Annotated in this window: 21 protein-coding genes and 1 other RNA gene; 11 read left to right on the forward strand and 11 right to left on the reverse strand. The window is 63.9% G+C overall.

The features are described 5' to 3' along the window. The first annotated feature begins 3 nt into the window (after nucleotides 1–3). The 5 genes from AU381_RS19440 (at nucleotide 4) to AU381_RS19460 (ending at nucleotide 6,369) form a co-directional block, all read left to right on the forward strand. Complete coding sequence (locus AU381_RS19440; RefSeq protein ID WP_064243468.1) at nucleotides 4–1,146, forward strand: tetratricopeptide repeat protein; 1,143 nt, start codon at nucleotides 4–6, stop codon at nucleotides 1,144–1,146. Between the two features lie 235 nt (nucleotides 1,147–1,381). Continuing rightward, nucleotides 1,382–2,182, forward strand: coding sequence for an inositol monophosphatase family protein (locus AU381_RS19445; protein ID WP_064243373.1), 801 nt, complete (start codon nucleotides 1,382–1,384; stop codon nucleotides 2,180–2,182). 316 nt (nucleotides 2,183–2,498) lie between these two features. Then, nucleotides 2,499–3,602 (forward strand): MotA/TolQ/ExbB proton channel family protein, encoded by a 1,104-nt coding sequence (locus tag AU381_RS19450; protein ID WP_064243469.1) that lies wholly within the window; start codon nucleotides 2,499–2,501, stop codon nucleotides 3,600–3,602. Nucleotides 3,603–3,605: 3 nt separating this feature from the next. Further along, nucleotides 3,606–4,637, forward strand: coding sequence for a peptidoglycan -binding protein (locus AU381_RS19455; protein ID WP_064243374.1), 1,032 nt, complete (start codon nucleotides 3,606–3,608; stop codon nucleotides 4,635–4,637). Nucleotides 4,638–4,719: 82 nt separating this feature from the next. Further along, nucleotides 4,720–6,369, forward strand: coding sequence for an FAD-binding dehydrogenase (locus AU381_RS19460; RefSeq protein WP_082910195.1), 1,650 nt, complete (start codon nucleotides 4,720–4,722; stop codon nucleotides 6,367–6,369). A gap of 222 nt (nucleotides 6,370–6,591) precedes the next feature. Here AU381_RS19460 and AU381_RS19465 read toward each other — a convergent pair whose 3' ends face one another. Continuing rightward, nucleotides 6,592–7,584 carry a Bug family tripartite tricarboxylate transporter substrate binding protein gene (locus AU381_RS19465; RefSeq protein WP_064243376.1) on the reverse strand — a complete coding sequence of 331 codons (993 nt, stop codon included), beginning with the start codon at nucleotides 7,582–7,584 and terminating at the stop codon, nucleotides 6,592–6,594. Between the two features lie 134 nt (nucleotides 7,585–7,718). After that, nucleotides 7,719–9,521, reverse strand: coding sequence for an ABC transporter transmembrane domain-containing protein (locus AU381_RS19470; RefSeq protein ID WP_064243377.1), 1,803 nt, complete (start codon nucleotides 9,519–9,521; stop codon nucleotides 7,719–7,721). Nucleotides 9,522–9,720: 199 nt separating this feature from the next. On the opposite strand from AU381_RS19470, the gene rpmE reads away from it, so the two are divergent. Further along, complete coding sequence (rpmE, locus tag AU381_RS19475; RefSeq protein ID WP_012709319.1) at nucleotides 9,721–9,942, forward strand: 50S ribosomal protein L31; 222 nt, start codon at nucleotides 9,721–9,723, stop codon at nucleotides 9,940–9,942. Between the two features lie 450 nt (nucleotides 9,943–10,392). Here the strand turns inward: rpmE and rcdA are convergent, their stop codons facing one another. The 3 genes from rcdA to AU381_RS19490 form a co-directional block, all read right to left on the reverse strand. Next, nucleotides 10,393–10,911 carry a protease adaptor protein RcdA gene (gene rcdA, locus AU381_RS19480; RefSeq protein ID WP_064243378.1) on the reverse strand — a complete coding sequence of 173 codons (519 nt, stop codon included), beginning with the start codon at nucleotides 10,909–10,911 and terminating at the stop codon, nucleotides 10,393–10,395. 350 nt (nucleotides 10,912–11,261) lie between these two features. After that, nucleotides 11,262–11,450: a DUF1192 domain-containing protein gene (locus AU381_RS19485; RefSeq protein WP_018235560.1), complete on the reverse strand. Its 189-nt coding sequence runs from the start codon at nucleotides 11,448–11,450 to the stop codon at nucleotides 11,262–11,264. Next, nucleotides 11,437–12,738: an MFS transporter gene (locus tag AU381_RS19490; RefSeq protein WP_064243470.1), complete on the reverse strand. Its 1,302-nt coding sequence runs from the start codon at nucleotides 12,736–12,738 to the stop codon at nucleotides 11,437–11,439. Before AU381_RS19490 ends, AU381_RS19485 begins: the two co-directional genes overlap by 14 nt. 177 nt (nucleotides 12,739–12,915) lie before the next feature. Between AU381_RS19490 and AU381_RS28795 the strand changes: the two genes are divergently transcribed. Together AU381_RS28795 and AU381_RS19495 are read left to right on the forward strand one after the other, a co-directional pair. Then, nucleotides 12,916–13,071: a hypothetical protein gene (locus AU381_RS28795; RefSeq protein WP_082910197.1), complete on the forward strand. Its 156-nt coding sequence runs from the start codon at nucleotides 12,916–12,918 to the stop codon at nucleotides 13,069–13,071. Nucleotides 13,072–13,244: 173 nt separating this feature from the next. Continuing rightward, the gene (locus AU381_RS19495; RefSeq protein ID WP_244520095.1) at nucleotides 13,245–15,128 is read left to right on the forward strand and encodes an adenylate/guanylate cyclase domain-containing protein; all 1,884 of its coding nucleotides are present in this window, start codon (nucleotides 13,245–13,247) and stop codon (nucleotides 15,126–15,128) included. 28 nt (nucleotides 15,129–15,156) lie between these two features. Here AU381_RS19495 and AU381_RS19500 read toward each other — a convergent pair whose 3' ends face one another. The 6 genes from AU381_RS19500 to tkt all read right to left on the reverse strand — a co-directional run bounded on the left by AU381_RS19500 (nucleotide 15,157) and on the right by tkt (nucleotide 22,374). After that, on the reverse strand, nucleotides 15,157–16,074 hold the full coding sequence (locus tag AU381_RS19500; protein WP_064243379.1) for a PhzF family phenazine biosynthesis protein: 918 nt from the start codon (nucleotides 16,072–16,074) through the stop codon (nucleotides 15,157–15,159). A gap of 179 nt (nucleotides 16,075–16,253) precedes the next feature. Then, nucleotides 16,254–17,279, reverse strand: coding sequence for a class I fructose-bisphosphate aldolase (locus tag AU381_RS19505; RefSeq protein WP_064243380.1), 1,026 nt, complete (start codon nucleotides 17,277–17,279; stop codon nucleotides 16,254–16,256). Nucleotides 17,280–17,520: 241 nt separating this feature from the next. Beyond that, entirely contained in the window at nucleotides 17,521–18,720 is a 1,200-nt protein-coding gene (locus AU381_RS19510; RefSeq protein WP_064243381.1) for a phosphoglycerate kinase, read from the reverse strand. Then, nucleotides 18,720–19,310 (reverse strand): putative glycolipid-binding domain-containing protein, encoded by a 591-nt coding sequence (locus AU381_RS19515; RefSeq protein WP_064243382.1) that lies wholly within the window; start codon nucleotides 19,308–19,310, stop codon nucleotides 18,720–18,722. The genes AU381_RS19510 and AU381_RS19515 overlap by 1 nt, the downstream gene beginning before the upstream one ends. Nucleotides 19,311–19,314: 4 nt before the next feature. After that, entirely contained in the window at nucleotides 19,315–20,325 is a 1,011-nt protein-coding gene (gene gap / locus AU381_RS19520) for a type I glyceraldehyde-3-phosphate dehydrogenase (protein WP_064243383.1), read from the reverse strand. Nucleotides 20,326–20,397: 72 nt separating this feature from the next. Continuing rightward, nucleotides 20,398–22,374, reverse strand: a complete 1,977-nt coding sequence (gene tkt / locus AU381_RS19525; protein ID WP_064243384.1) for a transketolase — start codon at nucleotides 22,372–22,374, stop codon at nucleotides 20,398–20,400. Between the two features lie 373 nt (nucleotides 22,375–22,747). Between tkt and AU381_RS19530 the strand changes: the two genes are divergently transcribed. From AU381_RS19530 to ssrS, 3 genes are all read left to right on the forward strand, one after another. Continuing rightward, complete coding sequence (locus AU381_RS19530; RefSeq protein WP_012709307.1) at nucleotides 22,748–23,017, forward strand: DUF4164 domain-containing protein; 270 nt, start codon at nucleotides 22,748–22,750, stop codon at nucleotides 23,015–23,017. Nucleotides 23,018–23,029: 12 nt separating this feature from the next. Further along, nucleotides 23,030–23,404 (forward strand): cell division protein ZapA, encoded by a 375-nt coding sequence (locus tag AU381_RS19535; RefSeq protein WP_064243385.1) that lies wholly within the window; start codon nucleotides 23,030–23,032, stop codon nucleotides 23,402–23,404. Nucleotides 23,405–23,500: 96 nt separating this feature from the next. Continuing rightward, a non-coding RNA gene (gene ssrS / locus AU381_RS19540) (6S RNA) lies at nucleotides 23,501–23,659 on the forward strand. The last annotated feature ends 8 nt before the right edge of the window (nucleotides 23,660–23,667 follow it).

The following is a 23,667-nucleotide window of genomic DNA, read 5'->3' on the forward strand; positions in this document are numbered from 1 at the left end:
GCGATGCTGAGCCGATCCTCCCTCAAATTGAGCCGGGCCGCGGTCCTTTCCGTCGCTCTCGCTCTGGCCGCCTTGCCGGCCCGCGCCGAACAGCCGCAAGCTCCTGCGCCGGCGGACGAGGGCTTCGTCCCAAAGCGCGGGCGGATCACGCCGTATAACGGCGCGGCGCTGCCGGAGGACGCCGAAAAGCCGGCGAAGAGCGATACGAGTGCCAAGCCAAAGGCGGGCGAGGGCAAGCCGTCCGCCGGCGTCAACGTCATCGACCGCATGGGCGCCGAACTTCCGGCGCTTCCAGCCGAAAAGCCGTTCGCCGGCAAATTGGACGAGGCCTATGGAGCCTTCCAGCGCGGCTATTACCTGACGGCAATGGACCTCGCGCTGCCGCGTGCCCAACTCGGCGACCCGGCGGCCCAGACGCTGGTCGCATCGATCTTCGAGCAGGGTCTCGGCGTCGCTCGCAACCGCAAGGATGCAGCCTTCTGGTACGGCCAGGCGGCGAACAACGGCGATCCGGCGGCGATGTTCAAATATGCGCTGATCCTGCTGGAGGGGAGCTACGTCAAGCGTGACCGGAAGCGATCCGACGAACTGATGAAGAAGGCCGCCGATCTCGGCAGTGCGGCTGCCCAGTTCAACTATGGGCAGACGCTCGTTGCCGACATGCCCGGCCAGAAAGGGCTGAAGGCGGCTATGCCTTATTACGAGAAGGCCGCCGAACAGGGCATTGCCGACGCGCAATATGCGCTCTCGCAGATCTATCTCAATGTCGAAGGCATCGACGACGGCAAGCGGGCGCGCGCCCGCGAATGGCTGCTTCGGGCGGCGCGCGCCGGTTATGACACGGCACAGCTCGACATGGCGATCTGGCTGATCGAGGGGATCGGCGGCGACCGCAACCTCGAAGAGGGCTTCGCCTGGATGAAGCGGGCCGCCGAGGGAGGCAATGTCGTCGCGCAGAACCGGCTTGCCCATCTCCTCGTCAACGCCATCGGCGCGCGGCCCGATCCGATCGAGGCGGCGAAGTGGTACGTGCTGTCGCGCCGGGCAGGGCTCAAGGACGATGTGCTCGAGGACTTCTATCTCGGCCTCAACGACACGCAGCAGAAATCGGCGCTCGGGGCGGCGAACAAGTTCCGCTCGTCCTGAGCAGCAATTCGACAGGCAGCATCTATTTCGCTTGAACTTTCGGGGATTTTGTGGTCTGGAAGCCGCGGTTTTGTCCGCGACCCCAGGCCCCCCGTTCCGCGGACGGAGTGATTTCTCACTCGGTTTTTTGACGACGGTTGCGTCCCTCGCCGAGCCGTCGCGCGGGCGGGCCGTCAAGCAGGTTCAATGTCCGGTCGAGATTCTCGGCCGGCCTTCGCTTTCAGAGGATTGCCCTATGGCTCGTTCTGCCCTTCTCAATGTCATGGTCCAGGCGGCCTTCAAGGCCGGCAAGTCGCTGGCGCGCGATTTCGGCGAAGTACAGAACCTGCAGGTCTCCTTGAAGGGGCCGAGCGACTACGTTTCCCAGGCCGACCGCAAGGCAGAGCGGATCATCCGCGAGGACCTCCTGAAGGCTCGCCCGACCTACGGCTTCCTCGGCGAGGAAGGCGAGGAGATCAAGGGCACCGATGGCGCCCATCGCTGGATCGTCGACCCCCTCGACGGCACCACCAATTTCCTTCACGGCCTTCCGCATTTCGCCATCTCGGTCGCGCTGGAGCGCCAGGGTGAAATCGTCGGCGCGGTCGTCTTCAATCCGGCAACCGACGAACTCTATACGGCCGAGCGGGGCGGCGGCGCCTTCCTGAACGACCGGCGCCTGCGCGTCGGCGCCCGCAAGGTCCTTTCCGATGCGGTGATCGGCACGGGCACGCCGCATCTCGGCCGCGGCAATCATGGCAAATATCTCATCGAACTTCGCCACGTCATGGGCGAGGTCGCCGGTATCCGCCGCTTCGGCTCTGCCTCGCTCGACCTTGCCTATGTGGCTGCCGGGCGCTTCGACGGCTTCTGGGAGCGCGACCTTGCCGCCTGGGACATCGCCGCGGGGGTCCTGCTCATCCGCGAGGCCGGCGGCTGGGTGACCGACATCGACGGTGGATCGAAGCCCGTCGAAGACGGCTCGATCATCTGCGGCAACGAATATATCGCCAAGGCGCTGCGCGACGTCATTCACCGCCCGGTTCCGACGAAGTAGCCCATGGCCTAACCTGAAGCGAGCAATGCGGGCGGCCCTGCGCCCGTCTTTTGCTCCAAGGCATTCTTCTCGAAGATATCCGAGAGGGGCGACCGAGCGCATTCCTGCGCAGCACCTTCCGTTTTCCCTTCAATTTGGCGCAAAGTTCCACTAGTCTCCGGGCCGAAAGGGATGGTCTCCGGCCATCGGCGGCATCGTTCGTTCGGGATCGCTATTGATTTCGAGAATGATCCGCTACTTCAAAGAGTTGCAGCAAGCGATCGCCTGTGCCGACAGGCGCGAGGGTAATGCCGCAAACCGGGAGATTGGCAAACGCATGACAAAACTGAATCTGTCCGGCTGGCGTGGGCAGGAAGTGGCGGAGGAGAACTATAATCCGCACAAGCTTTCAAGCCCGATGCCCTATTTCTGGACGATGGTCATCTTCCTGATCATCGTGGGTTTTGTCGCAGCGATCCTCTTCCGGCAGGCGCGCGAAGCCTTCATTGGCAATCCCGGTCTCAACGGGCTGATCCTCGGAGTGCTGCTGATCGGCATACTGCTGGCGTTCAACCACGTCATCGGCCTCAGACCGGAAGTGCGCTGGTTCAATTCGTTCCGCGCGGCCGGCAGCGCCGACAAGGTCGGACGCGACCCGGTGCTGCTTGCACCCATGCGGGCGCTGATCGGCGGTCGCCAGACGACGATCTCGACGATCGCGCTCCGTTCGATCCTCGATTCCATCGCCACCCGCCTCGACGAGTCGCGCGACATCACGCGATATCTCGCTGGTCTTCTCGTCTTTCTCGGCCTGCTGGGTACTTTCTGGGGTCTTCTCGGGACGATCGGCTCGATCAATACCGTCATCCAGTCGCTGGACGCCGGCTCGGGCACGACGGAGGACCTCCTGAGCTCTCTGAAGAGCGGCCTCTCGGCGCCGCTGACAGGCATGGGCACGGCCTTCTCGGCCTCCCTCTTCGGCCTCTCCGGTTCGCTGATCCTCGGCTTCCTCGATCTCCAGGCGGGCCGCGCGCAGAACCGCTTCTACACGGAGCTCGAAAACTGGCTTTCATCGGTTACCGATGTCGGATCCGGACTGTCGTCGCCGATCGAGGTGGCCGGTGGCGCGCCGGCGGAGGAGATGCGACGTGTCGCCGACCAGCTCTCCCGCCTCGCTCACGATGGTGGCGTCAACCAGCGCACGACGGCGGCGATGGCGAGCCTTGCCGAGGGCATTCAAGGCCTCGTCAAGAACATGCGCGGCGAGCAGCAGATGCTGCGCGACTGGATCGAGGCGCAGCAGGAGGAGGCCAAGTCGATGCGCAAGACGCTCGACCGGCTGACTTCGCGCATCGGCCAGGCCGACCGGATCGCCGTGAACAGCGAGAGGGCCGCCTCGCAGGCGAAGCTCAGCCACGCCGACGAAAGCGGGGGTGACTGATCCATGGCGCTCGCCCGAAGGGGCCGCAATCCGCGGACGATCAATTATTGGCCGGGCTTCGTCGACGCGCTTTCGACCTTGCTGATGGCGATCATGTTCCTGCTCAGCGTGTTCGTCACGGCGCAGTTCCTGATGGGGCGGGAAATCACCGGCAAGGACGAGGTGTTGAACCGGCTGAACAGCCAGATCAACGAACTCACCCAGCTTCTGGCTCTCGAAAAGAGCGGCAAGCAGGATCTCGAGGATTCGCTCGCCAATCTCCAGGCGTCGCTGGCGCAGTCGGAGGGCGAGCGGTCACGCCTGCAGGCGCTGCTCGACCAGGGTGCCGGCAGCGCGGATGCGGCCAGCCAGAAGATCGGCCGGCTGGGTTCGGAACTGGAGAACGAAAAGCAGATCAGCTCCCGCGCGATGAGCCAGATCGAGCTCTTGAACCAGCAGATCGCCGCGCTGCGCAGCCAGATTGCCGCCATCGAGGGCGCCTTGCAGGCTTCCGAGGCGAAGGACCAGTCGTCGCAGGCGAAGATCGCCGATCTCGGCCGCCGGCTGAACGTCGCGCTCGCCCAGCGTGTGCAGGAACTCAACCGCTATCGCTCGGACTTTTTCGGGCGCCTGCGGGAGATCCTATCGGATCGCGAAAACATCCGCATCGTCGGCGACCGCTTCGTCTTCCAGTCGGAAGTGCTGTTCTCCTCGGGCAGCAACGACCTGAACCCTGAAGGCCAGGTGGAGATGGCGAAGCTCGCCACCGCGCTCCTCGACCTTGCCAAGGAGATTCCGGCCGAGATCAACTGGGTGCTGCGCGTCGACGGCCATACGGACAACGTGCCGCTCTCCGGCACCGGGCGCTTCGCCGACAACTGGGAACTGTCTTCGGCGCGTGCGACTTCGGTCGTCAAGTTCCTGATCTCCAGGGGCGTGCCGGCCGACCGCCTGGTGGCGGCCGGCTTCGGCGAATACCAGCCGATCGCGGTCGGGGAGAGCCTCGACGCGCGCGCGCAGAACCGCCGCATCGAACTCAAGCTGACCGAGAAATAGGCGCGCACGCCCCGCTTGAACTTACCTTGACGTATGCGTAAGAGTCGCTCGATCGAGGGGTGTTTGGGGGAGGGCGCCTTTGATGGATTGCGATGTGCTGGTCATCGGTGCGGGGCTTGCCGGGCTCGCGGCGGCGGCCGAGGCGGCGGCGCGGGGCCGAAAGGTGATCGTTCTCGACCAGGAGGGGGAGCAGAATCTCGGCGGCCAGGCTTTCTGGTCGCTTGGCGGCCTGTTCTTCGTGGACAGTCCCGAGCAGCGGCGCATGGGCATTCGCGACAGCCGTGAGCTGGCCGGGCAGGACTGGCTGGGGTCGTCGCAGTTCGACCGACCCGAGGATCACTGGCCGCGTCTCTGGGCCGAAGCCTATCTCGATTTCGCCGTCGGCGAGAAACGACGCTGGCTGCATGCGCTCGGGCTGCGCTGGTTCCCCGTCGTCGGCTGGGCCGAGCGGGGCGGCGGCCTTGCGCACGGCCATGGCAATTCCGTGCCGCGCTTCCACATTACCTGGGGCACGGGCCCGGCCGTGCTCGAACCCTTCATCCGGCTGGTGCGGGAGGCGGAAAGCCGCGGTCTTGTCCGTTTCCGCTTCCGCCACCGCGTCGACGAGCTCGTCACGGCGGGCGGCGCCGTGACCGGTGCGCGCGGGGCGATCCTCAAGGCGGATCCGGTCGGTCGCGGCGAGCGCAGTTCGCGCGACGTGATCGGCGATTTCGAGATTTCCGCCGGCGCGGTGATCGTCTGCTCGGGCGGCATCGGCGGCAATCACGAACTGGTGCGCCGCAACTGGCCGCGCAAGCGCCTCGGCCAGCCGCCGGCCTCGATGGTCAGCGGCGTGCCGCATCATGTCGACGGCCGGATGCTCGAGATCGCAGGCCGAGCCCGCGGCTCGGTCATCAACGCCGACCGCATGTGGCACTATACCGAGGGTCTCAAGAACTTCGACGCGATCTGGCCGGACCACGGCATCCGCATCCTTCCAGGACCATCCTCCTTCTGGTGCGACGCCGATGGCAACCGCTTTTCGGCGCCAGCCATGCCCGGCTTCGATACGCTCGGGACACTGGCTGCGATCCGCCGCAGCGGCCACGACTACAGCTGGTTCATCCTGACGCGGGCGATCATCAAGAAAGAGTTTGCCCTTTCCGGGTCGGAGCAGAACCCCGATCTCACCGGTAAGAGCATAGCGCTTCTCCTGAAGCGGCTCGGCGCCAAGCCGACCGGCCCGGTGCAGGCCTTCATGGACAGGGGTGAGGACTTCGTCGTCAAGGACCGGCTCGAGGATCTTGTCGAGGCAATGAACGGGCTGACGGGCGAGAACCGGCTTTCGGTCAGCCACCTCAAGGCGCAGATCGAGGCGCGCGACCGGGAGATCGACAATCCGTTTTCCAAGGACGCTCAGGTCACCGCCATTCGCGGTGCTCGCGCCTATCGCGGCGACCGGTTGCTCCGCACCGCCAGGCCGCATCGTCTCCTGGACCCGAAGACCGGCCCGCTGATCGCCGTGCGACTGCATATCCTGACGCGCAAGACGCTCGGCGGACTACAGACCAATCTCTCCGGCCAGGTGCTGGAGCTTTCCGGCGAGCCGGTACCGGGCCTTTATGCGGCCGGCGAAGTCGCCGGGTTCGGAGGCGGCGGCATGCACGGCTACAACGCGCTCGAGGGCACCTTCCTGGGTGGCTGCATCTTTTCCGGCCGTGCCGCGGGGCGGGGCGCGGCCGCGGAAGTTTGATTGACGAATCGCCATGTTGCGCTGTGTGATTTGCCCCTCACCCTAGCCCTTGGGGTTGGGGATACCCTAGCCCTCTCCCCGTTCTGACGGGGAGAGAGGACGGGCACGCGCCAGCCGCTTGCGGGGAGAGGAGGCTTGAGCGGGTGCCGCAGGTTCCCTTCGCCCCGCTTGCGGGGAGAAGGTGGCCGGCAGGCCGGATGAGGGGCAAACGCCGGTCTCTCGTCAATCCATCTGCACGTTCGCGTCGCGCACGACCGGCGTCCATTTTGCCAGTTCCGCCTTCACATGGGCAGCGAGTTCTTCGGGCGTCGAACCGACGATCTTGGCGCTGAACTCATCCATGCGCTTTTGGACCTCCGGATCGGCGAGCGCCTTCTTCGCCGCCTCGTTGAGGCGGGCGATCACCGGCTGCGGTGTATTGGCCGGGGCGAAGAGTGCGTTCCAGGTATAGGTCTCGTAGCCGGGAATGCCGGACTCGGCGATGGTCGGTACGTCCGGGAAGGAGGGCGCGCGTTCGGCGGTCGTCACGGCCAGTGCCCTGAGCGTCCCGGCCTTGATGTGACCAGACGACGAGGGCAGGTTGTCGAACATGATCGGCACCTGATTGCCAATGACGTCGTTCAGCGCCGGGCCGGAACCCTTGTATGGGATGTGCTGCAACTCGACACCCGCCATCTTCTTGAAGAGCTCGCCGGAAAGATGCAGCGGCGTGCCATTGCCGGATGAGGCATAGCTGTACTGGTCGGGCGACGCCTTGAGGAGCGCCAGCAATTCCTGCACTGTCTTGGCCGGCAGCTCCGGATTGACGACCAGCACGTTCGGAACGACGACCAGCAGCGAGATCGGCGCGAAATCCTTCTCGGGATCGTAGGGCTTGGTCTTCAGGATCAGCGGGTTGAGCGCATGGGTTGCGACCGTCGCCATGAGGATCGTGTAGCCGTCGGGATCGGCGCGCGCGACATTGGACGCTCCGAGGTTGCCGCCGGCGCCGGCGACATTCTGCACGATGACCTGCTGGCCGAGATCGTCGGACATTTTCTGGGCGATGATCCGCGCGACGACGTCGGTCGAGCCGCCGGCGGCGAAGGGGACCACGAGCGTTATCGTCCGGTCCGGAAAGCTCTGCGCTTGCGCCGGGCTGCCCAGTGTCATCGCGGAGAGTGTGGCGATGCCGAAGGCGAGGGCTGCGCGGCGGGTCATGCTTGGAAATGGCATACGGATATCCTCCCAATCTCGTCGAAGGCGCCGCCGGCTAAAGCCGGCCCCATTACAATAGGGCCGTGCTTGCCGCGGGCAATGGCGAATCGAGAAACAATCACATCCGAGGGGCGCGTGGTTAACGACCGGCCTCAGGCCGGGGACGCGACGAACAGTCCTTCCGCCCCATGATCGAACTGGAGCCGCGCGAGCTTGGCATAGAGCCCGCCCTGGCGGATCAACGAGGCGTGGGTGCCTTCCTCGACGATACGGCCGTGATCCATGACGAGGATGCGGTTCGCCTTCAGCACCGTCGCCAGCCGATGCGCGATGACCAGCGTGGTGCGCTCGCGCATCAGCCCGTCGAGCGCCTTCTGCACCAGCGTCTCGCTCTCAGCGTCGAGAGCCGACGTCGCCTCGTCGAGAAGCAGGATTGGAGCATCCCTGAGAATTGCCCGGGCGATCGCGATGCGCTGGCGCTGGCCACCGGAAAGCGTCACGCCGCGCTCGCCGACCGGCGTGTCGTAGCCCCGGTCGAGCCTTGCGATGAATTCATCGGCCTGCGCCGCAATGGCGGCCGCCTGCACCGCCTCGCGGCTGGCCTCCGGGGCGCCGAAGGCGATGTTGTCATGCACCGAGGCGGCGAAGATCGTCACGTCCTGGGGAACGATGGCGATCCGCTCACGCAGATCCTTGGGGTCAACGCTGCGGATGTCCACGCCGTCGATCCGCACGGTTCCCCTGCTTGGGTCGTAATAGCGAAGGAGCATCGAGAAGACGGTGCTCTTGCCGGCGCCGGAAGGGCCGACGACGGCAACGGTCTCGCCCGGCTCCACCTCAAGGCTCAGCCCCTTGAGGCTCTTGTAGTCGGGCCGCGCCGGATAGGCGAAATGAACGTCGTCGAACGCGATCGCTCCCCGGGCCGGCACGGGCATGGCCGCTGGGTCCTCAGGTGCGCGGATTTGCGGAACTTCGCTCAGGAGTTCGTTCAGCCGCTCGGCGGCGCCTGCAGCCTGCGAGATTTCGCCCCAGACTTCCGAGAGTGCTCCGAGGCTGCCGGCGGCAAAGACCGAGTAGAGAAGGAACTGGCTGAGCGTGCCTGCGGACAGCGTTCCATTGAGCACGTCACGAGCCCCGAACCAGAGCACCGCCACGACGCTGCCGAACACCATGGTGATGGCGAAGGCGGTGAGTGCCGAGCGCGCCCGGATCGCGGCGCGGGCGGCACCGTAGGCCTCCTCCACCGCCGTGCCGAAACGGTTGTTGGCGCTCGCTTCGCCATTGAATGCCTGCACCGTGCGGGTGGCGGCGATTGCCTCGCCGGCGTAAGCCGAGGCGGCGGCGAGCGTGTCCTGCGCTTGACGGGCGCGGCGGCGGACGGAGCGGCCGAAGCCGACGAGCGGGAAGACGATGAGCGGAATGGCGGCGATGACCAGGCTCGACAGTTTCGGGCTGGTATAGACCATCATGCCGATCGCCCCCAGACAGAGGATCAGGTTGCGCAGCGCGACGGACGCCGTGGCGCCGACGGCCGACTTGATCTGCGTGGTGTCGGCGGTCAGCCGCGAAACGATCTCGCCGGACTGGTTGACGTCGAAAAAGGAGGCGGAAAGCGCCGTGACCCGGGCGAAGACGTCGCGCCGGAGATCGGCGACGATGCGCTCGCCGAGCGATATGACGAAATAGTAGCGGGCGGCACTTGCCAGCGCGAGGACGATCGCCAACACCATCAGCATGGAGAAATAGGTGTTGATGAAGGCGGAATCGGAGTTGGAGAAGCCGTGGTCGATCATCCGGCGGACCGCCAGAGGCAGCGTCAGCGTGGTCACCGCGGCGATCGTCAGCGAGACGGCGGCGCCGATCGCAAGGTGCCGGTATCGCCTGACATAGGGCAGCACGGCTGCAAGCGGCCGGACGGACTTGCGCTCCCGCGCTTGGTTCTCTTGTCTTGGCACGTGACCCCCGATCGCCTGTCACGGAGGGTCGATTAAGTCTTCCGCGCGGCACTTGTTATCCCGCAGACCTTCATGTATAGGCACGGCATCGAATTAAAGAAGCCGTGGCCAAGAGCGGTCCGCGGCTTCATTTACGTGTTCGGTCCCAAAGTCGCAATGCCTTGCGACAATTGGACCCTGGAACTCTAGGAAGATTGTTATGAAGGCAGGCATCCATCCCGAATACCACACGATCAAGGTGGTCATGACCGACGGCACCGAATACGAAACCCGCTCGACCTGGGGTTCGGAAGGCGCAACGATGCACCTCGAAATCGACTCGAAGTCGCACCCGGCCTGGACCGGCGGCAACCAGCAGCTCGTCGACCGCGGCGGCCGCGTTTCGAAGTTCAAGAAGCGCTTCGAAGGCCTCGGCCTCTGATCGTTTCGCGCAATCGCGTTTTCGAAGCCCGGCAGTGCCGGGCTTTTTTGTTGGCTATTGCTGCCCTGGGCTATGCGATCGTGGTGAAAGAGCCAGGCGACCGACTTTCCTTCGACCTCAAGCGGCTTGTGCCTGGATCCTCGGGTCAAGCCCGAGGATGACCCTCTGGGTAACGCTTCAGGACAGGTCAAGCCGGGGCCGATGCCGACAGACGCGCTCAAACGTCGGCCGCGTCTATCGACGGCCCACTTCTCTTTCGTCATCCTCGGGCTTGACCCGAGGATCCATGCGCAAACATGCTTTTCGCGTGCTCTCAGGCGGGCGGACGGACTGAGAAGATGACTGCTGGGCTATGCAATGACAGACCGCACTCACTTTCTCGTGCCGAGCGCATAGAAAAGCCCGGCGCGACGGCCGGGCGGAGACATCTCGGGAGAACGGGATTCCGCGTCAGTTGGCGCCGAAGGCGGTCTGCAGCAGCTTGATCTGCGCCTTGACGCCGTTCTGGTTGTCCGGAACGAAGGTTGCCGCCTCCTGCGGGCGGTAAATCTCGCGGTCGAGAAGGGCGACGCGGTTCTGCAGGCGGAGCGACCGTTCGATCAGATCGCGGAAGCTGTCCGGCAGCTCGTTCCAGCCGGGCGCGCTACGGTCGACATTGAAGCTGTCGAGGCGAACCTTGCTCTTTTCCGAGATGACCTGGTCGCGGCTCATTTCGCCGTTGTTGACGGCACGCTGCAGAAGAAGCCAGGAAGCCATCTGCATCAGCCGCGTGGTCAGCCGCATCGACTCGGCGGCGTAGAGCACGGAGGCCATACGCGGCAATACCTTGGAGGCGGCCCGGCCAGGCCCGTCGAGATAGCTCGCCGTTTCCTCGACAAGGCCCATCCCCTCAGCATAGAGCGCCTTGAACTGCGCCGAGGACGCAGCGTGTCCTGCGAAACTGACGGTATTCAATCCTCTCTCGGACATGCCTGTTTTTCCCTGGTTCAAAACGCATCACGGTCAGGTAACGGAGCGGCTTTGGGAAAAGTTTCCTTGAGGCCCCTCTATGCTCGAAGAATGATCTGATACCGCATTCCGCGCAAGGGTATTCTTAAGAAAGGGTTAATCTCCACAATTCTTTGAATTCAGCTGTTGCGAAACAAAAAAAGAGCCGCGCGGGGCGGCTCTCAAGGTAAAACAGGGAGAAAAATCAGACCCATTCGCCAGTTGGTGAAAATGTCTGAGTCCGGAAGGACCGGATGACCGGACAATTACAGAAAATGCCTAATTTCCCGTTAAGCGGGGTCCATGCGCGGACGCTCGGACTTGCCTTCCTGTCAACGGAAGAGCCCTTCAGCGGCCGAGCGGCTTGCCGACTTGCGGGCGCGCTCCGCCTCCAGTCGGGCGATTTCTTCCGTCAACAACGCGATGCGCGCGGTGAGCTCGTCGACGGAGAGCTGCGAGAGGTCGCTGCCGATCTCATGCGCGGTCTTCTTCTTCGGCTGATCGTCGTCAAACAGGCTCATTGGCTCTTTCCTCCTCTTCGGGATCGTCGACGGTGTCTCCTCGCGTCTCCCCAAGCGGCGCCGCACGCGGGGAAAGCTGCAGGCTCTCCGGCGTCGTCGGTGCACCGGCATTGACCGGCGAGAAGGTCTCGCGCTCGGCGACCGGCACCGGTGCGCGCCGGCGGCTGCGAACGATCGCGTAAGCCGTGATCAGCATATGCGCGCAGGCCGTGATCATGAAGAGGCCATAGGGGCCTGTCGCGGTCATCACCGGGCCGCCGATCGTCGGGCCGATGATGGTGCCGATGCCGTAGAGCAGCAGGAGGCCACCGGAGACCTTGACGAAATCCTCGGGCGTGGCGAAGTCGTTGGCGTGCGAGACGGCGATCGGATAGAGCGCGTTGGCGGCGGCGCCGTAGACGGCGATCAGGGTCAGCACGATCCAGACGTGGCTCGGCTCGACGAGGAAGAGGAGGAGACCGGCGAGCGCTCCGACGCCGGCAAGCACCGCGAGCACGTAGCGGCGATCGACCCGGTCGGAAATGCGGCCGGCCGGCAGCTGCATGACCGCCCCGGAGAAGATCGCGACGCTCATCATCGCCGCGACGGTGCTGTCGGAAAGGCCCGCCTGGCGGCCGAAGACGGCGCCGAGCGTGCCGAAGGCGCCGTTGGCGATGCCGATCAGCAGGATGCCGAGGAAGGAAACCGGCGAATTGCGGTAAAGGCCGCGAAGGTCGAGCCGCACCTGCTTCAGCGGCGTCGGCGAGGCGGCCTTGGACAAGAGCGTCGGCAACATCGCAACGCAGTAGAGAATTCCGCAGATCATGAAAAAGGAGGTGGTGGTCGTTTCGCCGAAGGGGATCATCATCTGCCCGCCGACGACGCCGAAGAGGGTGATGGCGATATAGAGCGAGAAGATCACGCCGCGGCTTTCATTGGTGGCGCGCTCATTCAGCCAGCTTTCGATGATCATCGACGTGCCGGCGGTCGAGAAACCGGTCAGCGCGCGCAAGACCAGCCACCAGATGGGGTCGATCATCATGCCCGTCAGAAGAGAAACGATTGCAATCAGTGCAGTGAAGACACTGAAGGCCCGCACGTGCCCGATGCGCTTGACGACATTGGGGGCGAAGAAGCAGCCAAGCACGAAGCCCGAAGCCCAGGACGTGCCTATCAGGCCGAGAATCGTGGTCGGGTATCCTTCCGCCGTCCCGCGCACCGGCAGGAGCAGACCCAGCAGACCGTTTCCAAGGAAGAGGAACAGAGTGCCGAGCAACAGCGCGGCGACGGGGAGCAGGTTCTTTCTCATCGTCCATCCGAAAATCGTTCTGCGGCCGGCAAGTCGTAGGCGCGAGGCGCCTTGCCAACCGGAATCGCTACCGCCGGTCATTGCAAATCGGCGGCGAAAACAATAGCCCTCTATCCAACGAAAAGTGACGGCCGTATGACGCCGTACCCGTGGCCGCGGAATTCTCCGGAAGAAATGATGTCGAAGGCACTGACGCTTCTCCTCTTCATCGCCATGTGTTTGCAGCTCATCAAGCCGCTCGGATATCCCGGCCTCAGGCAGCGCCGGGACTTCTGGAAGATCGCCGTCTTCGCCATCGTTGTCATGATGGTCACGGTGCTTGTCCGGCCGTAACCGCCGTTGGAGGCGGCCGCGCCGATCACATGCGCACGAAAGGCGCGACCGGCCGACGTTCCCTTAGAAACAGCTAACCTTCAAGGGCCGGGCTACACTCGCGCCGAAAGTGCCCGAAGTCTGCGCACGACATGTAGTCAAGAAAAGGTTAAATTACCGTGCTCGGCCACCAGATGAAAATCGAGGCTCTCTTGGAACGCCGCCTGACCGCCATTCTCGCTGCCGACGTCGTGGGCTACAGCCGTCTGATGGGAACCGACGAGGCGGGTACGCTGGCCGCGCTGAAAGGGCATCGCCGCGAGTGCCTGGAGCCGAAGATCGCCGAGCATAAGGGGCGCATCGTCAAGCTCTCCGGCGACGGCATGCTCATCGAATTCTCCAGCGTCGTAAACGCGGTTGCCTGCGCCGCCGAGATCCAGCGCGGCATGCTCGCCCGCAACGAGGGCCTGCCGAGGAGCAGGCGCATCGAGCTCAGGATCGGCATCCATCTCGGCGACGTGATCGTCGAGGAAGGCGACATCTTCGGCGACGGCGTCAACGTTGCGGCCCGGCTCGAGGGGCTCGCCGATCCCTCCGGCATTGCGGTATCCTCGTCGGTGCGCGATCAGGTCGGCTCGAGGCTGGATCTCGGCTTCGTCGAAAAGGGCGAATACAGCCTGAAGAACATCGCGCCGAACATTCGCGTCTACACGGTCGCGCTTGGCGATGCGGCCGCCCGGCAGGAGCCGGAGACCGCTGGCGCGACCCTCGAGACGGGGTACGAGTTGTCTATCGGCGTCCTACCCTTCACCAACATGAGCCACGATCCGGAGCAGGAATATTTCTCCGACGGCATCACCGAGGACATCATCACCGACCTGTCGAAGATCTCGCGCCTGCATGTCGTCGCCCGCAACACCGTCTTCACCTACAAGGGCAAAGCCGTGAAGGTGAAGCAGGCAGCCCACGAACTCGGGGTACGCTTCATTCTGGAGGGCAGCGTGCGGAAGGTGGGCGCACGCGTCCGCATCACCGGCCAGCTCATCGACGCGCAGACCGGAGGACATCTGTGGGCCGATCGTTACGATCGCGACCTCACCGATATCTTCGCCATCCAGGACGAGATCACCCATGCGATCGTCGATCAGCTGAAGATCAAGCTGCTGCCGGAGGAGAAGAAGGCGATCGAAAGCGATCCGACCACCTCCGTGGAAGCCTATACCTATTATCTGCGGGGCCGGCAGTTCTCGCATACCTGGACCCGGTCCTACCTGCTGCTTGCGCGCCGGATGTTCCTGAAGGCCGTCGAACTCGATCCTAATTATGCCCGCGCCTATGCGGGCATAGCCGAATGTGAGTGTGCGATCAGGGATTGGCATGAAAAGGAGTTTCCCCTCGAGAGCATCTTCGAGATGAGCTCCAAGGCGCTTGCACTAGATCCCAACCTGGCGGAAGCGCATGCCTCACGCGGGCTGGCATTGACGCATGACGGGCAAACGGAAGAGGCTGGCCGCGAGTTCCGCCAGGCTCTGGCGCTTAGCCCTTCGCTCTATGAAGCCAATCTCTATTATGGCCGCTTCTTGTTTGCACAGGGTCGGTTTCAGGAGGCGGTGCAGTTCTTCAAGCGCGCGGCAGAGATACGCACCGATGACTATTTTTCGCCGATTCATTTGATGAACTGCTATCTTTCGCTCGGAGTGGAAGCCGAGCGCCAGCGCTGGGCGCGGATAGGCATCGAACGGGCGAAAACCGCGCTGGAGCGGCACCCGGAAAATGCCAGCCCGGCCCATCGCGGTGCATTGGCACTTGCGCATTTGGGCGAGGGGGACCGCGCAAAAGAATGGGCGGCGCGAGCGCTGGCGGTCGATCCGGACGATATCGTCGCGCAGTATAACGCGGCCTGTGTCCATTCCTTGCTGGGAGAGAGTGAGCGCGCGCTCGATCTCCTTGAGGCCGTCGTCCCGCAGAGCTCCAGCTATCACCTCCTCTGGTTCAAGCAGGACTCGGATCTGGATCCGATTCGCGATCATCCCCGATTTCGAGCGCTTCTCAACTCGATAAGGGGATTGCACGCCTGAGTCGCGCTGATCCAGCAGGCCTCGACGCTCAGACTTCGATCGAACCGCGCATCGCCGTTACGCAATGACCCGAGACGCTGACCTCGCGGACCGCGCCGTCCTTCTTGCTGACGGCCACCGTTATGAGGCTGCGGCGTCGCATTTCGACGCCCTGCTCGATCGTCATCTCGATCTCGGCATCGGCCTGCGGCAGAAGCGAAACGAGGTGGGCGCCGAGTGCCGCCGAGGCGCTACCCGTCGCCGGGTCCTCTATGACGTTGTCGAGCGGCGCGAACATGCGCGCCTGGATCTGCCACGGGTGCGCGGGCGCGCGCGCATAGAGAAAGAGGCTGAAGCTGTCCTCGGCAAGCGGATAGCGGGCGTTCGCCTCGTGGAAGGCACTGACATTCGGCCGCGCCTTTGACAGGGTCTCGACATCGTTGAGTTCGGCGACGGCAAAGGCGAGGCCGACCGATACGCGCACCGGCCTGTGACTGCGTTCGCTCAAGTCCCCTGGCTGAAGCGAGGCGGAGGCGGCGATCGTCGCGGCGTCGATCACGGGCCCGACGGCAAGCGGCCGGGGAGCGACGATGCGCGCTCCGGTGGGAATGCCGTTCTCGCTCAAGAGCGTAACATCGACGAGCCCCGCCTTCTCTTCGAAGCGCAGCTTGTTGCCAGGCGTCCTGCCGAAGATTTCCTTCTGCCGGCCGAGCACGAAGGCGGTACCGACATTCGGGTGACCGGCGAAGGGCACTTCCGCCGTCGGCGTGAAAATGCGCACGCGGGCGGTATTGGCCGGATCGTCGGGCGGGAGGACGAAGGTCACTTCGGAATAGCCGAACTCCGCGGCGATCGCCTGCATCTCTCCATCGCTCAGGCCGCGAGCGTCGGGGATGACGGCAAGCTGGTTTCCGGCAAAACGCTCGGTGGTGAAGACGTCGACGGTGACGAAGGGGAGGGTGTTCATCAAGGCTCCGGTCCTGGTGCGATAGGGAGATGTAAGATCGTTGCCGTCACCCCGAAACAGCAAACTTGTCTCCCTGACAATTGGCGCGGCTGTGGCAACTCCCGAGCCTGTCGAATTCAAAGGCCCGGCGGCATCGCTGCCCCGGGCCTTCTCCTCGCTCCCCTTTGACTTCGGACCGCTCAGGCGGCTTGTTCGAGATCCTTCTTCCAGCTGCCCTTGGCGGCGAGGCTGCACATCTTGGCGCGATGCGTGAAGGCGCGCTGCCCCGCGGCGACGTTCTCCGGCTTGCCGTTCCAGGCATTGAGTGCCTCCTGCTGCAGGGCGCGGCCATAGGAGAAGGTCAGCTTCCAGGGCAGGTCGTGGGCCGTGTTGATGGCGGAGAGATGCGCGGTCGCTTCTTCCGTGGACTGGCCGCCGGACAGGAAGGCGATTCCGGGGACGGCTGCCGGCACGGTGCGCTTCAAGACTTTGACGGTGCGCTCGGCAACTTCTTCGACCGAAGCCTTGCGGGCCTTCTTGCCGTCGATCACCATGCTCGGCTTCAGGATCATGCCTTCGAGCTTCACACGCAGGTCGCCGAGTTCCTCGAAGACGGTGCGCAGCACCCATTCGGTGACTTCTTCGGAGCGTTCGATCGAATGGTCGCCGGGGGCGCCGTCCATCAGCACTTCCGGCTCGACGATCGGGACGATCTTGGCTTCCTGGCAGAGCGTCGCATAGCGGGCCAAAGCGTGGGCATTGGCCTTGATGGCGCCGAAGCTCGGCAGGGCGCCGGAGATGGCGACGACGCCGCGCCATTTCGCGAAGCGGGCACCGGCTTCATAGTATTTGGCAAGGCGGGCGGCGAGGCCGTCGAGCCCCTCGGTGACCGTCTCATTGGGGAAATGCGGCAGCGGCTTGGCGCCGGTGTCGACCTTGATGCCGGGGATCGAGCCGGCATTCCTGATGACGTCGACCAGCGGCGTGCCGTCGGCCGCCTTCTGGAAAAGGGTTTCCTCATAGAGGATGACGCCGGAGATATAGTTGCGCATCGCTTCATCCGAGCGCAGCAGCATTTCGCGATAGTCGCGCCGCGAGCTCTCGGTGGACTCCAGCCCAATGCTGTCGAAGCGCTTCTTGATCGTTGCGGTCGACTCGTCGGCAGCGAGCAGGCCCCGGCCGTTGGCGACCATGGCAACCGCAATATCTTCCAGTCTTTCGCTCATCTTTCTCTCCTACACAGAGCGCCGAACCCGTGAGCCAGCGCAAGAAACCGTTTCGGTCTGAGGGGCGCGGAAAGCATTATTCGCACCGCCGAACGAGGGCGCGATAACAGAAGATACTGTGCGGGAAAATGGCAGTAAAATCGCTTAAAACGATTTAAATAATTTTAATCGTTTGAATTATCAGAATTATTTTAGCGCACCGACCCGGGCCTATCCGTTTGCCGGGTCGGTGCGCATGCTGTTACTTCTGTTGGTGGAGGATATCGACGCCCGGCAGCGGCTTGCCTTCCATCCATTCCAGGAAGGCACCGCCGGCGGTCGAGACATAGGTGAAATCGTCGGCGACCTCGGCATGGTTCAGGGCGGCAACCGTATCGCCGCCGCCGGCGACGGAAACGAGCGAGCCTGCCCTCGTGCGGGCCGCCGCATGCTTGGCGGCAGCCACCGTCGCCTTGTCGAAAGGAGCGATCTCGAAGGCGCCGAGCGGACCGTTCCAGACGAGCGTCTCGGCGCGCGAGATCCAGTCGTTTATGGCATCGACCGATTTCGGCCCGACGTCGAGCACCATCGCATCGGCGGGGATAGACTTGATCTCGACGACCTCGTTGTCGGCACCGGCCTTGAATTCTCGGGCAATCACGCCGTCTTCCGGAAGCACGATGGCGCATCCGGCCGCGGACGCAGCGGCGACGATCGACTTTGCCGTCTCGGCCAGGTCGTGCTCGCAAAGCGACTTGCCGACGTTGATGCCCTGTGCGGCGAGGAAGGTATTGGCCATGCCGCCCCCGATGACGAGCGCATCGACTTTCTTCACGAGGTTCTGCAGGAGGTCGATCTTGGTCGACACCTTGGCGCCGCCGACGATCGCGACGACAGGACGCTTAGGGCTGCCGAGGCCCTTTTCGAGTGCCTCGAGTTCGGCCTGCATAGTGCGGCCGGCATAGGCGGGCAGATGGTGCGCCAAGCCTTCGGTCGAGGCATGGGCGCGGTGCGCTGCGGAAAAGGCGTCGTTGACATAGATGTCGCCATTGGCGGCGAGTGCCGTGACGAAGGCCGGATCGTTCTTTTCTTCGCCCTTGTGGAAGCGGGTGTTTTCGAGCAGCAGCACGTCGCCGTCATTCATTTCGGCAATCGCGTTGGTGGCCTTGTCGCCGATGCAGTCGGCGGCGAAGTGGACGCGCTGGTCGAGGATTTCCTCGACGGCGGGGGCGATCGCCTTCAGCGACATGTCGGCGACCGGTTCGCCCTTCGGACGGCCGAAATGAGCGAGCAGGATGACCTTGGCACCCTTTTCGGAGAGTTCGCGGATGGTCGGCGCCACGCGCTCGATGCGGGTGGTGTCGGTCACCTGACCGTCCTTGACCGGCACGTTGAGATCGACGCGTACCAGCACGCGTTTGCCGGTGATGTCGGTCAGATCGTCAAGGGTTTTGAAAGTCATCAGATAGTCTCCAGTGATAGTCTCTGAAAAAGGGTGGGATAGTCGATGACGAGGCCGTCCTCGTCCACCGGCAGGTCGGCCGTGAAGCTTCGGTCTTCCGCCTCGTAGCGATAGAGCTTGCCGTCCTCGAGACAGGTATAGTGCTGGCCGTCGACGGTGGGCTCGAAGCTGTCGAAGGGCACGTAGAGCATTTTGAGCTTCGCGGTGCCGGAAGCGCACGTGAGGTTTAGACGGCGGATCGGCAGGGTATTGGTGAAGGGCGTGCCGGCGAGATCGATATCGATGCAGCCATCGAAGCGGGGGAGGGCGACGCCCTCGGGCGTGCGCCAGTGTCCGCTGCCGTCGGAGAGGAGGTGAAGCCGGCGTCCGTCCGTCGTCCCGATGACGAAGGAAGTGACACGCCAGCCGGCGTCACAATCGATACGGTAGCGCACCCCATAGGCGGCCCCGCCGCGCTCGCCGATCAGCACGCTTTCGGCGCGGATGGCCGCGCCGACCGATGCGTCGAGATGTCGGATCGTCAGATGTTCGAGCCCTTCCCCCTCGAGCGGACGCCAGCGCACCGTCGTTGAGGAAAGGGCCCGGAACATGGTCTTAGATGAGCTTGCTCAGGGCGACCGCCGTATCCGACATGCGGTTCGAGAAGCCCCATTCGTTGTCGTACCAGGTCAGGATCGACACGAACTTGCCTTCCATCACCTTGGTCTGATCCATGTGGAAGACCGAGGAATGCGGGTCATGGTTGAAGTCGATCGAGACGTTCGGCGCAAGCGTATAGCCGAGAATGCCCTTGAGCGGGCCGTCGGCGGCAGCCTTGATCGCGGCGTTGATCTCTTCCTTGGTCGTGTCGCGCTTGGCGACGAATTTGAGGTCGACAACCGAGACGTTCGGGGTCGGCACGCGCATGGCGAAGCCGTCGAGCTTGCCCTTGAGCTCCGGCAGCACGAGACCGACGGCCTTGGCAGCACCCGTGGAGGTCGGGATCATCGACAGCGCCGCAGCACGGGCGCGATAGAGGTCCTTGTGCATCTGGTCGAGTGACGGCTGGTCGTTCGTGTAGGAGTGAATCGTCGTCATCATGCCATGGTCGATGCCGATGGCGTCGTTCAGCACCTTGGCGACGGGTGCAAGGCAGTTGGTCGTGCAGGATGCGTTGGAGATGACGAGGTGATCCTTCGTCAGCTTGTCGTGGTTGACGCCGTAGACGACGGTCAGGTCGGCGCCGTCGGCCGGTGCCGAGACGATGACGCGCTTGGCGCCGGCTTCGAGATGGGCGGCCGCCTTGTCGCGCGCGGTGAAGATGCCGGTGCATTCCATCGCGATATCGACGCCGAGTTCCTTGTGCGGCAGCTCGGCCGGGTTGCGGATGGCGGTCACCTTGATCGGCTTGCCGTTGTTGATGACGATCGCGTCACCGTCGACCTTCACGTCGGCCGGGAAGCGGCCGTGGATGGAGTCGAAGCGCAACAGGTGGGCGTTGGTTTCGACCGGGCCAAGGTCGTTGATCGCGACGACTTCGATATCCGCGCGGCCGGATTCGACGATGGCGCGAAGCACGTTGCGGCCGATGCGGCCGAAACCATTGATGGCGACTTTCACTGTCATGTCGGGTCTCTCCCTTACAAAATGGCGTGGGTAAACGAATGGAGGGCGCCACAGGGGCGCCCTCCGGCTTGATCAGGACAGCTTGGCTTCGGCGGCCGCGACAACCGCTTCCGGCGTAATGCCGAAGTGCTTGTAAAGATCCTTGTAGGGACCGGAAGCGCCGAAGCTCGACATGCCGACGAAGACGCCGTCGCTGCCGATGATATGATCCCAGCCTTGGCGCACGCCGGCTTCGATCGCGATCTTGACCGGCGAATTGCCGATGATCGCCTGCCGATGGTCGTCGCTCTGCTCGGCGAAGAGCTCGATGCAGGGCACTGAAACGACGCGCGCCGAGATGCCCTTTTCCTTCAGCGTCTGGCTGGCCTTGACGGCAATCTCCACTTCCGAGCCGGTGGCGAAGATCGTCACCTTTGCGTCGCTTGCGGGGATCAGGTCATAGGCGCCGCGGGCGCAGAGGTTTTCTTCCTTGTATTCGGTGCGGACCGCCATCAGGTTCTGGCGCGTCAGCGCGATGGCCGACGGGCGATTGCGGCTTTCGAGCGCCAGCTGCCAGCACTCCGCCGTTTCCGTCGCGTCGGCCGGACGGAATACCAGGAGGTTCGGGATGGCGCGCAGCGAGGCCAGGTGCTCGACCGGCTGGTGCGTCGGGCCGTCCTCGCCGAGACCGATGGAATCGTGGGTCAGCACGTGGATGACGCGGATCCCCATCAGTGCGGCGAGACGGATCGACGGACGGCAATAGTCCGAGAAGATCAGGAAGCCGCCGGAATAGGGGATCAGACCGCCATGCAGCGCCATGCCGTTCATGGCGGCGGCCATGCCGTGTTCGCGTACGCCGTAGTGGACGTAACGGCCGGAGAAATTGTCCGGCGTGATCGAATGGGTCTGGCTCGTCTTGGTGTTGTTGGAGCCGGTCAGGTCGGCCGAGCCGCCGATCGTCTCGTTGAGCACCCCGTTGATGACTTCCAGCGCGTCCTCAGAAGCCTTGCGGGTTGCGGGCGTGGGCTTGGTCTCGGCGAGCTTCAGCTTGTAGGCGCTGATCGCCGGGGCGAGGCCGGCTTCGAGCTCGCCGGAGAAGCGGCGGACGAACTCGGCCTTCTTATCGGCGGCCTCGAGCTTTGCTTCCCATGCCTTGCGCGTCCCGGCCGAGCGCTCGCCGGCAAGGCGCCAGGCGTCGAGTACATCGGAGGGAACGGTAAAGGCTTCGGCTTCCCAGCCGAGCGCCTTGCGGGTGGCGGCGATTTCCTCGGCGCCGAGCGGCGAGCCGTGTACCTTGTGGGTGCCGGCCTTGTTCGGAGCGCCGAAGCCGATGACGGTCTTGCAGGCGATCATCGTCGGCTTGTCGGACTTCTGCGCTTCCTCGATCGCGGCGGCGATCGCTTCCGGATCATGGCCGTCGACGGCGATCGTGTGCCACTTGGAGGCGCGGAAGCGGGCGTGCTGGTCGGTCGAGTCGGCGATCGAGATCGGCCCGTCGATCGAGATGTTGTTGTCGTCCCAGAAGACGATGAGCTTGTTTAGCTTCAGATGGCCGGCAAGCGCGATCGCCTCCTGACTGATGCCCTCCATCAGGCAGCCGTCGCCGGCGATCACATAGGTGTGGTGCTCGATGAGGTCGCTGCCGAATTCGTCGCGCAGCTTGCGTTCGGCGAGTGCCATGCCGACGGCGTTGGCAATGCCCTGGCCGAGCGGGCCGGTCGTCGTCTCGATGCCGGCCGCATGTCCGTATTCCGGATGGCCTGCAGTCCGCGAGCCGAGCTGGCGGAAATTCCTGATCTCGTCGATGGTGATGTCTTCGTAGCCCGTCAGATAGAGCAGCGAATAGAGCAGCATCGAGCCGTGGCCGGCCGACAGCACGAAGCGGTCGCGGTTCGGCCAGGCGGGGTTTTTCGGGTCAAAGCTCAGGTAGCGGGTGAAGAGGACCGTTGCTATGTCGGCCGCCCCCATCGGGAGACCCGGGTGGCCGGAATTTGCCTTCTCGACGGCGTCCATGGAGAGGAAACGGATTGCATTCGCCATCCGGTCGTGTTTTTCGCGAGAGATCATGACTGTTCCGTTTGAGTTCGGTGGTCAGGGGACGGTCTCTATCCTCCAAAGACCGTGTGAGAAGCGGCCGAACACATAGCAGGTGCGCCGCCCGAGTCAACAAATACAGGGCTTCGGCCGCCCGTGGCGGCGACCTTTTGCGATCTTCGCCGGGCCTGCAGGATCGCGCCGCAAGCATATCATCGGCAGATAAAACCGGCGATCCACAGATTGCGGGGTGCAATTGTCCAACGCGCCATTGTTGAGACTTATGGAATGGGTTTAAAAAGGGCGATCCGAAGCGACCGGAACTCTGGTCGATTCGGTGCGGGAGCGAGACGTGTTCGATGAGGGGTCGATCCTGCTCATCCCCTCTGGAGAGGTTTCGAAAGAGATGCCTGCAAAGACGGTCAATGCGGCGATCGAGGAATTGCGAAACGCGGTTCAGTCTCTTGAAATCGCCATCGACGGCCGCTTTGACAAGGAAAAGGACGTGAGCGAGTTCGAGGGCGAAGTGCGCCGGGTCAATACGGACCGGTCGCGCCTGGCCCAGGAACTCGACCAGTCGCAGTTCCGGGCCAATCGACTGGAAGAGGTCAATCGCGAAGTGTCCCGTCGTCTCGTGACGGCGATGGAAACCATTCGGGCAGTGCTGGATCGCTGAGGTTCTTGAAGCATGGCACAGGTGACGGTGACGATCGACGGCAAGGCCTATCGCATGGCCTGCGAGGAAGGGCAGGAGGATCACTTGAGCGACCTCGCCGCCCGGTTCGATCAATATGTCGGCCATCTCAAGGGACAGTTCGGCGAGATCGGCGACCTGAGGCTGACCGTGATGGCGGGCATCATGGTCATGGACGAGCTGAGCGAGGTCAATCGGCGGCTGAAGAACCTCGAGGCGGAGGTCGGAAACCTGAAGAACAGTCGTGAGGCGAACCTTTCCGATCAGGCGAGAAGCGAGGAAGCGCTTGCCTCGGCACTGGCGGAAGTCACGGCGCAGATCCACGACATCACCGCCAAGCTCAACGGCCGCCCCATCCCGGCGAATTGAGCTCGCCCGGGCTCCCGGACCTCGAATTATCGGTTTGACCGCGTTTTCCGCAGAACCCGCTCTGGCGAAAACCGTCAGGACGTTCTATATCTGCGCGGCGGTCTGCGCATCCCGACAGGAACCACAATCCCCGGGGCCATACACGATCTCAAGGGAACTGTCCCTGTCCGGACCCGTGGGTCTGGACACACGGTGCCCACCTACTTAGTAGGCACCCGGGATCGTAAACTCTCCACCGGTCGTCGTGGATCGCACTTTTCCCT

The sequence above is a fragment of the Sinorhizobium glycinis genome, from assembly GCF_001651865.1.
In the GTDB taxonomy this organism is placed as follows: Bacteria; Pseudomonadota; Alphaproteobacteria; order Rhizobiales; family Rhizobiaceae; genus Sinorhizobium; species Sinorhizobium glycinis.

What these genes read in the sequence shown, in the direction of transcription:
- AU381_RS19495 (WP_244520095.1), top strand. Translation starts at nt 13,245, where the DNA reads ATGAAAATCGAGGCTCTCTTGGAACGCCGCCTGACCGCCATTCTCGCT.
- AU381_RS19455 (WP_064243374.1), top strand. Translation starts at nt 3,606, where the DNA reads ATGGCGCTCGCCCGAAGGGGCCGCAATCCGCGGACGATCAATTATTGG.
- AU381_RS19485 (WP_018235560.1), bottom strand. Translation starts at nt 11,450, where the DNA reads ATGAGCCTGTTTGACGACGATCAGCCGAAGAAGAAGACCGCGCATGAG.
- AU381_RS19450 (WP_064243469.1), top strand. Translation starts at nt 2,499, where the DNA reads ATGACAAAACTGAATCTGTCCGGCTGGCGTGGGCAGGAAGTGGCGGAG.
- AU381_RS19510 (WP_064243381.1), bottom strand. Translation starts at nt 18,720, where the DNA reads ATGACTTTCAAAACCCTTGACGATCTGACCGACATCACCGGCAAACGC.
- AU381_RS19490 (WP_064243470.1), bottom strand. Translation starts at nt 12,738, where the DNA reads ATGAGAAAGAACCTGCTCCCCGTCGCCGCGCTGTTGCTCGGCACTCTG.
- AU381_RS19465 (WP_064243376.1), bottom strand. Translation starts at nt 7,584, where the DNA reads ATGCCATTTCCAAGCATGACCCGCCGCGCAGCCCTCGCCTTCGGCATC.
- AU381_RS19440 (WP_064243468.1), top strand. Translation starts at nt 4, where the DNA reads ATGCTGAGCCGATCCTCCCTCAAATTGAGCCGGGCCGCGGTCCTTTCC.
- AU381_RS28795 (WP_082910197.1), top strand. Translation starts at nt 12,916, where the DNA reads ATGTCGAAGGCACTGACGCTTCTCCTCTTCATCGCCATGTGTTTGCAG.
- AU381_RS19500 (WP_064243379.1), bottom strand. Translation starts at nt 16,074, where the DNA reads ATGAACACCCTCCCCTTCGTCACCGTCGACGTCTTCACCACCGAGCGT.
- AU381_RS19445 (WP_064243373.1), top strand. Translation starts at nt 1,382, where the DNA reads ATGGCTCGTTCTGCCCTTCTCAATGTCATGGTCCAGGCGGCCTTCAAG.
- AU381_RS19505 (WP_064243380.1), bottom strand. Translation starts at nt 17,279, where the DNA reads ATGAGCGAAAGACTGGAAGATATTGCGGTTGCCATGGTCGCCAACGGC.
- AU381_RS19515 (WP_064243382.1), bottom strand. Translation starts at nt 19,310, where the DNA reads ATGTTCCGGGCCCTTTCCTCAACGACGGTGCGCTGGCGTCCGCTCGAG.
- AU381_RS19530 (WP_012709307.1), top strand. Translation starts at nt 22,748, where the DNA reads ATGCCTGCAAAGACGGTCAATGCGGCGATCGAGGAATTGCGAAACGCG.
- tkt (WP_064243384.1), bottom strand. Translation starts at nt 22,374, where the DNA reads ATGATCTCTCGCGAAAAACACGACCGGATGGCGAATGCAATCCGTTTC.
- gap (WP_064243383.1), bottom strand. Translation starts at nt 20,325, where the DNA reads ATGACAGTGAAAGTCGCCATCAATGGTTTCGGCCGCATCGGCCGCAAC.
- AU381_RS19460 (WP_082910195.1), top strand. Translation starts at nt 4,720, where the DNA reads ATGGATTGCGATGTGCTGGTCATCGGTGCGGGGCTTGCCGGGCTCGCG.
- rcdA (WP_064243378.1), bottom strand. Translation starts at nt 10,911, where the DNA reads ATGTCCGAGAGAGGATTGAATACCGTCAGTTTCGCAGGACACGCTGCG.
- rpmE (WP_012709319.1), top strand. Translation starts at nt 9,721, where the DNA reads ATGAAGGCAGGCATCCATCCCGAATACCACACGATCAAGGTGGTCATG.
- AU381_RS19535 (WP_064243385.1), top strand. Translation starts at nt 23,030, where the DNA reads ATGGCACAGGTGACGGTGACGATCGACGGCAAGGCCTATCGCATGGCC.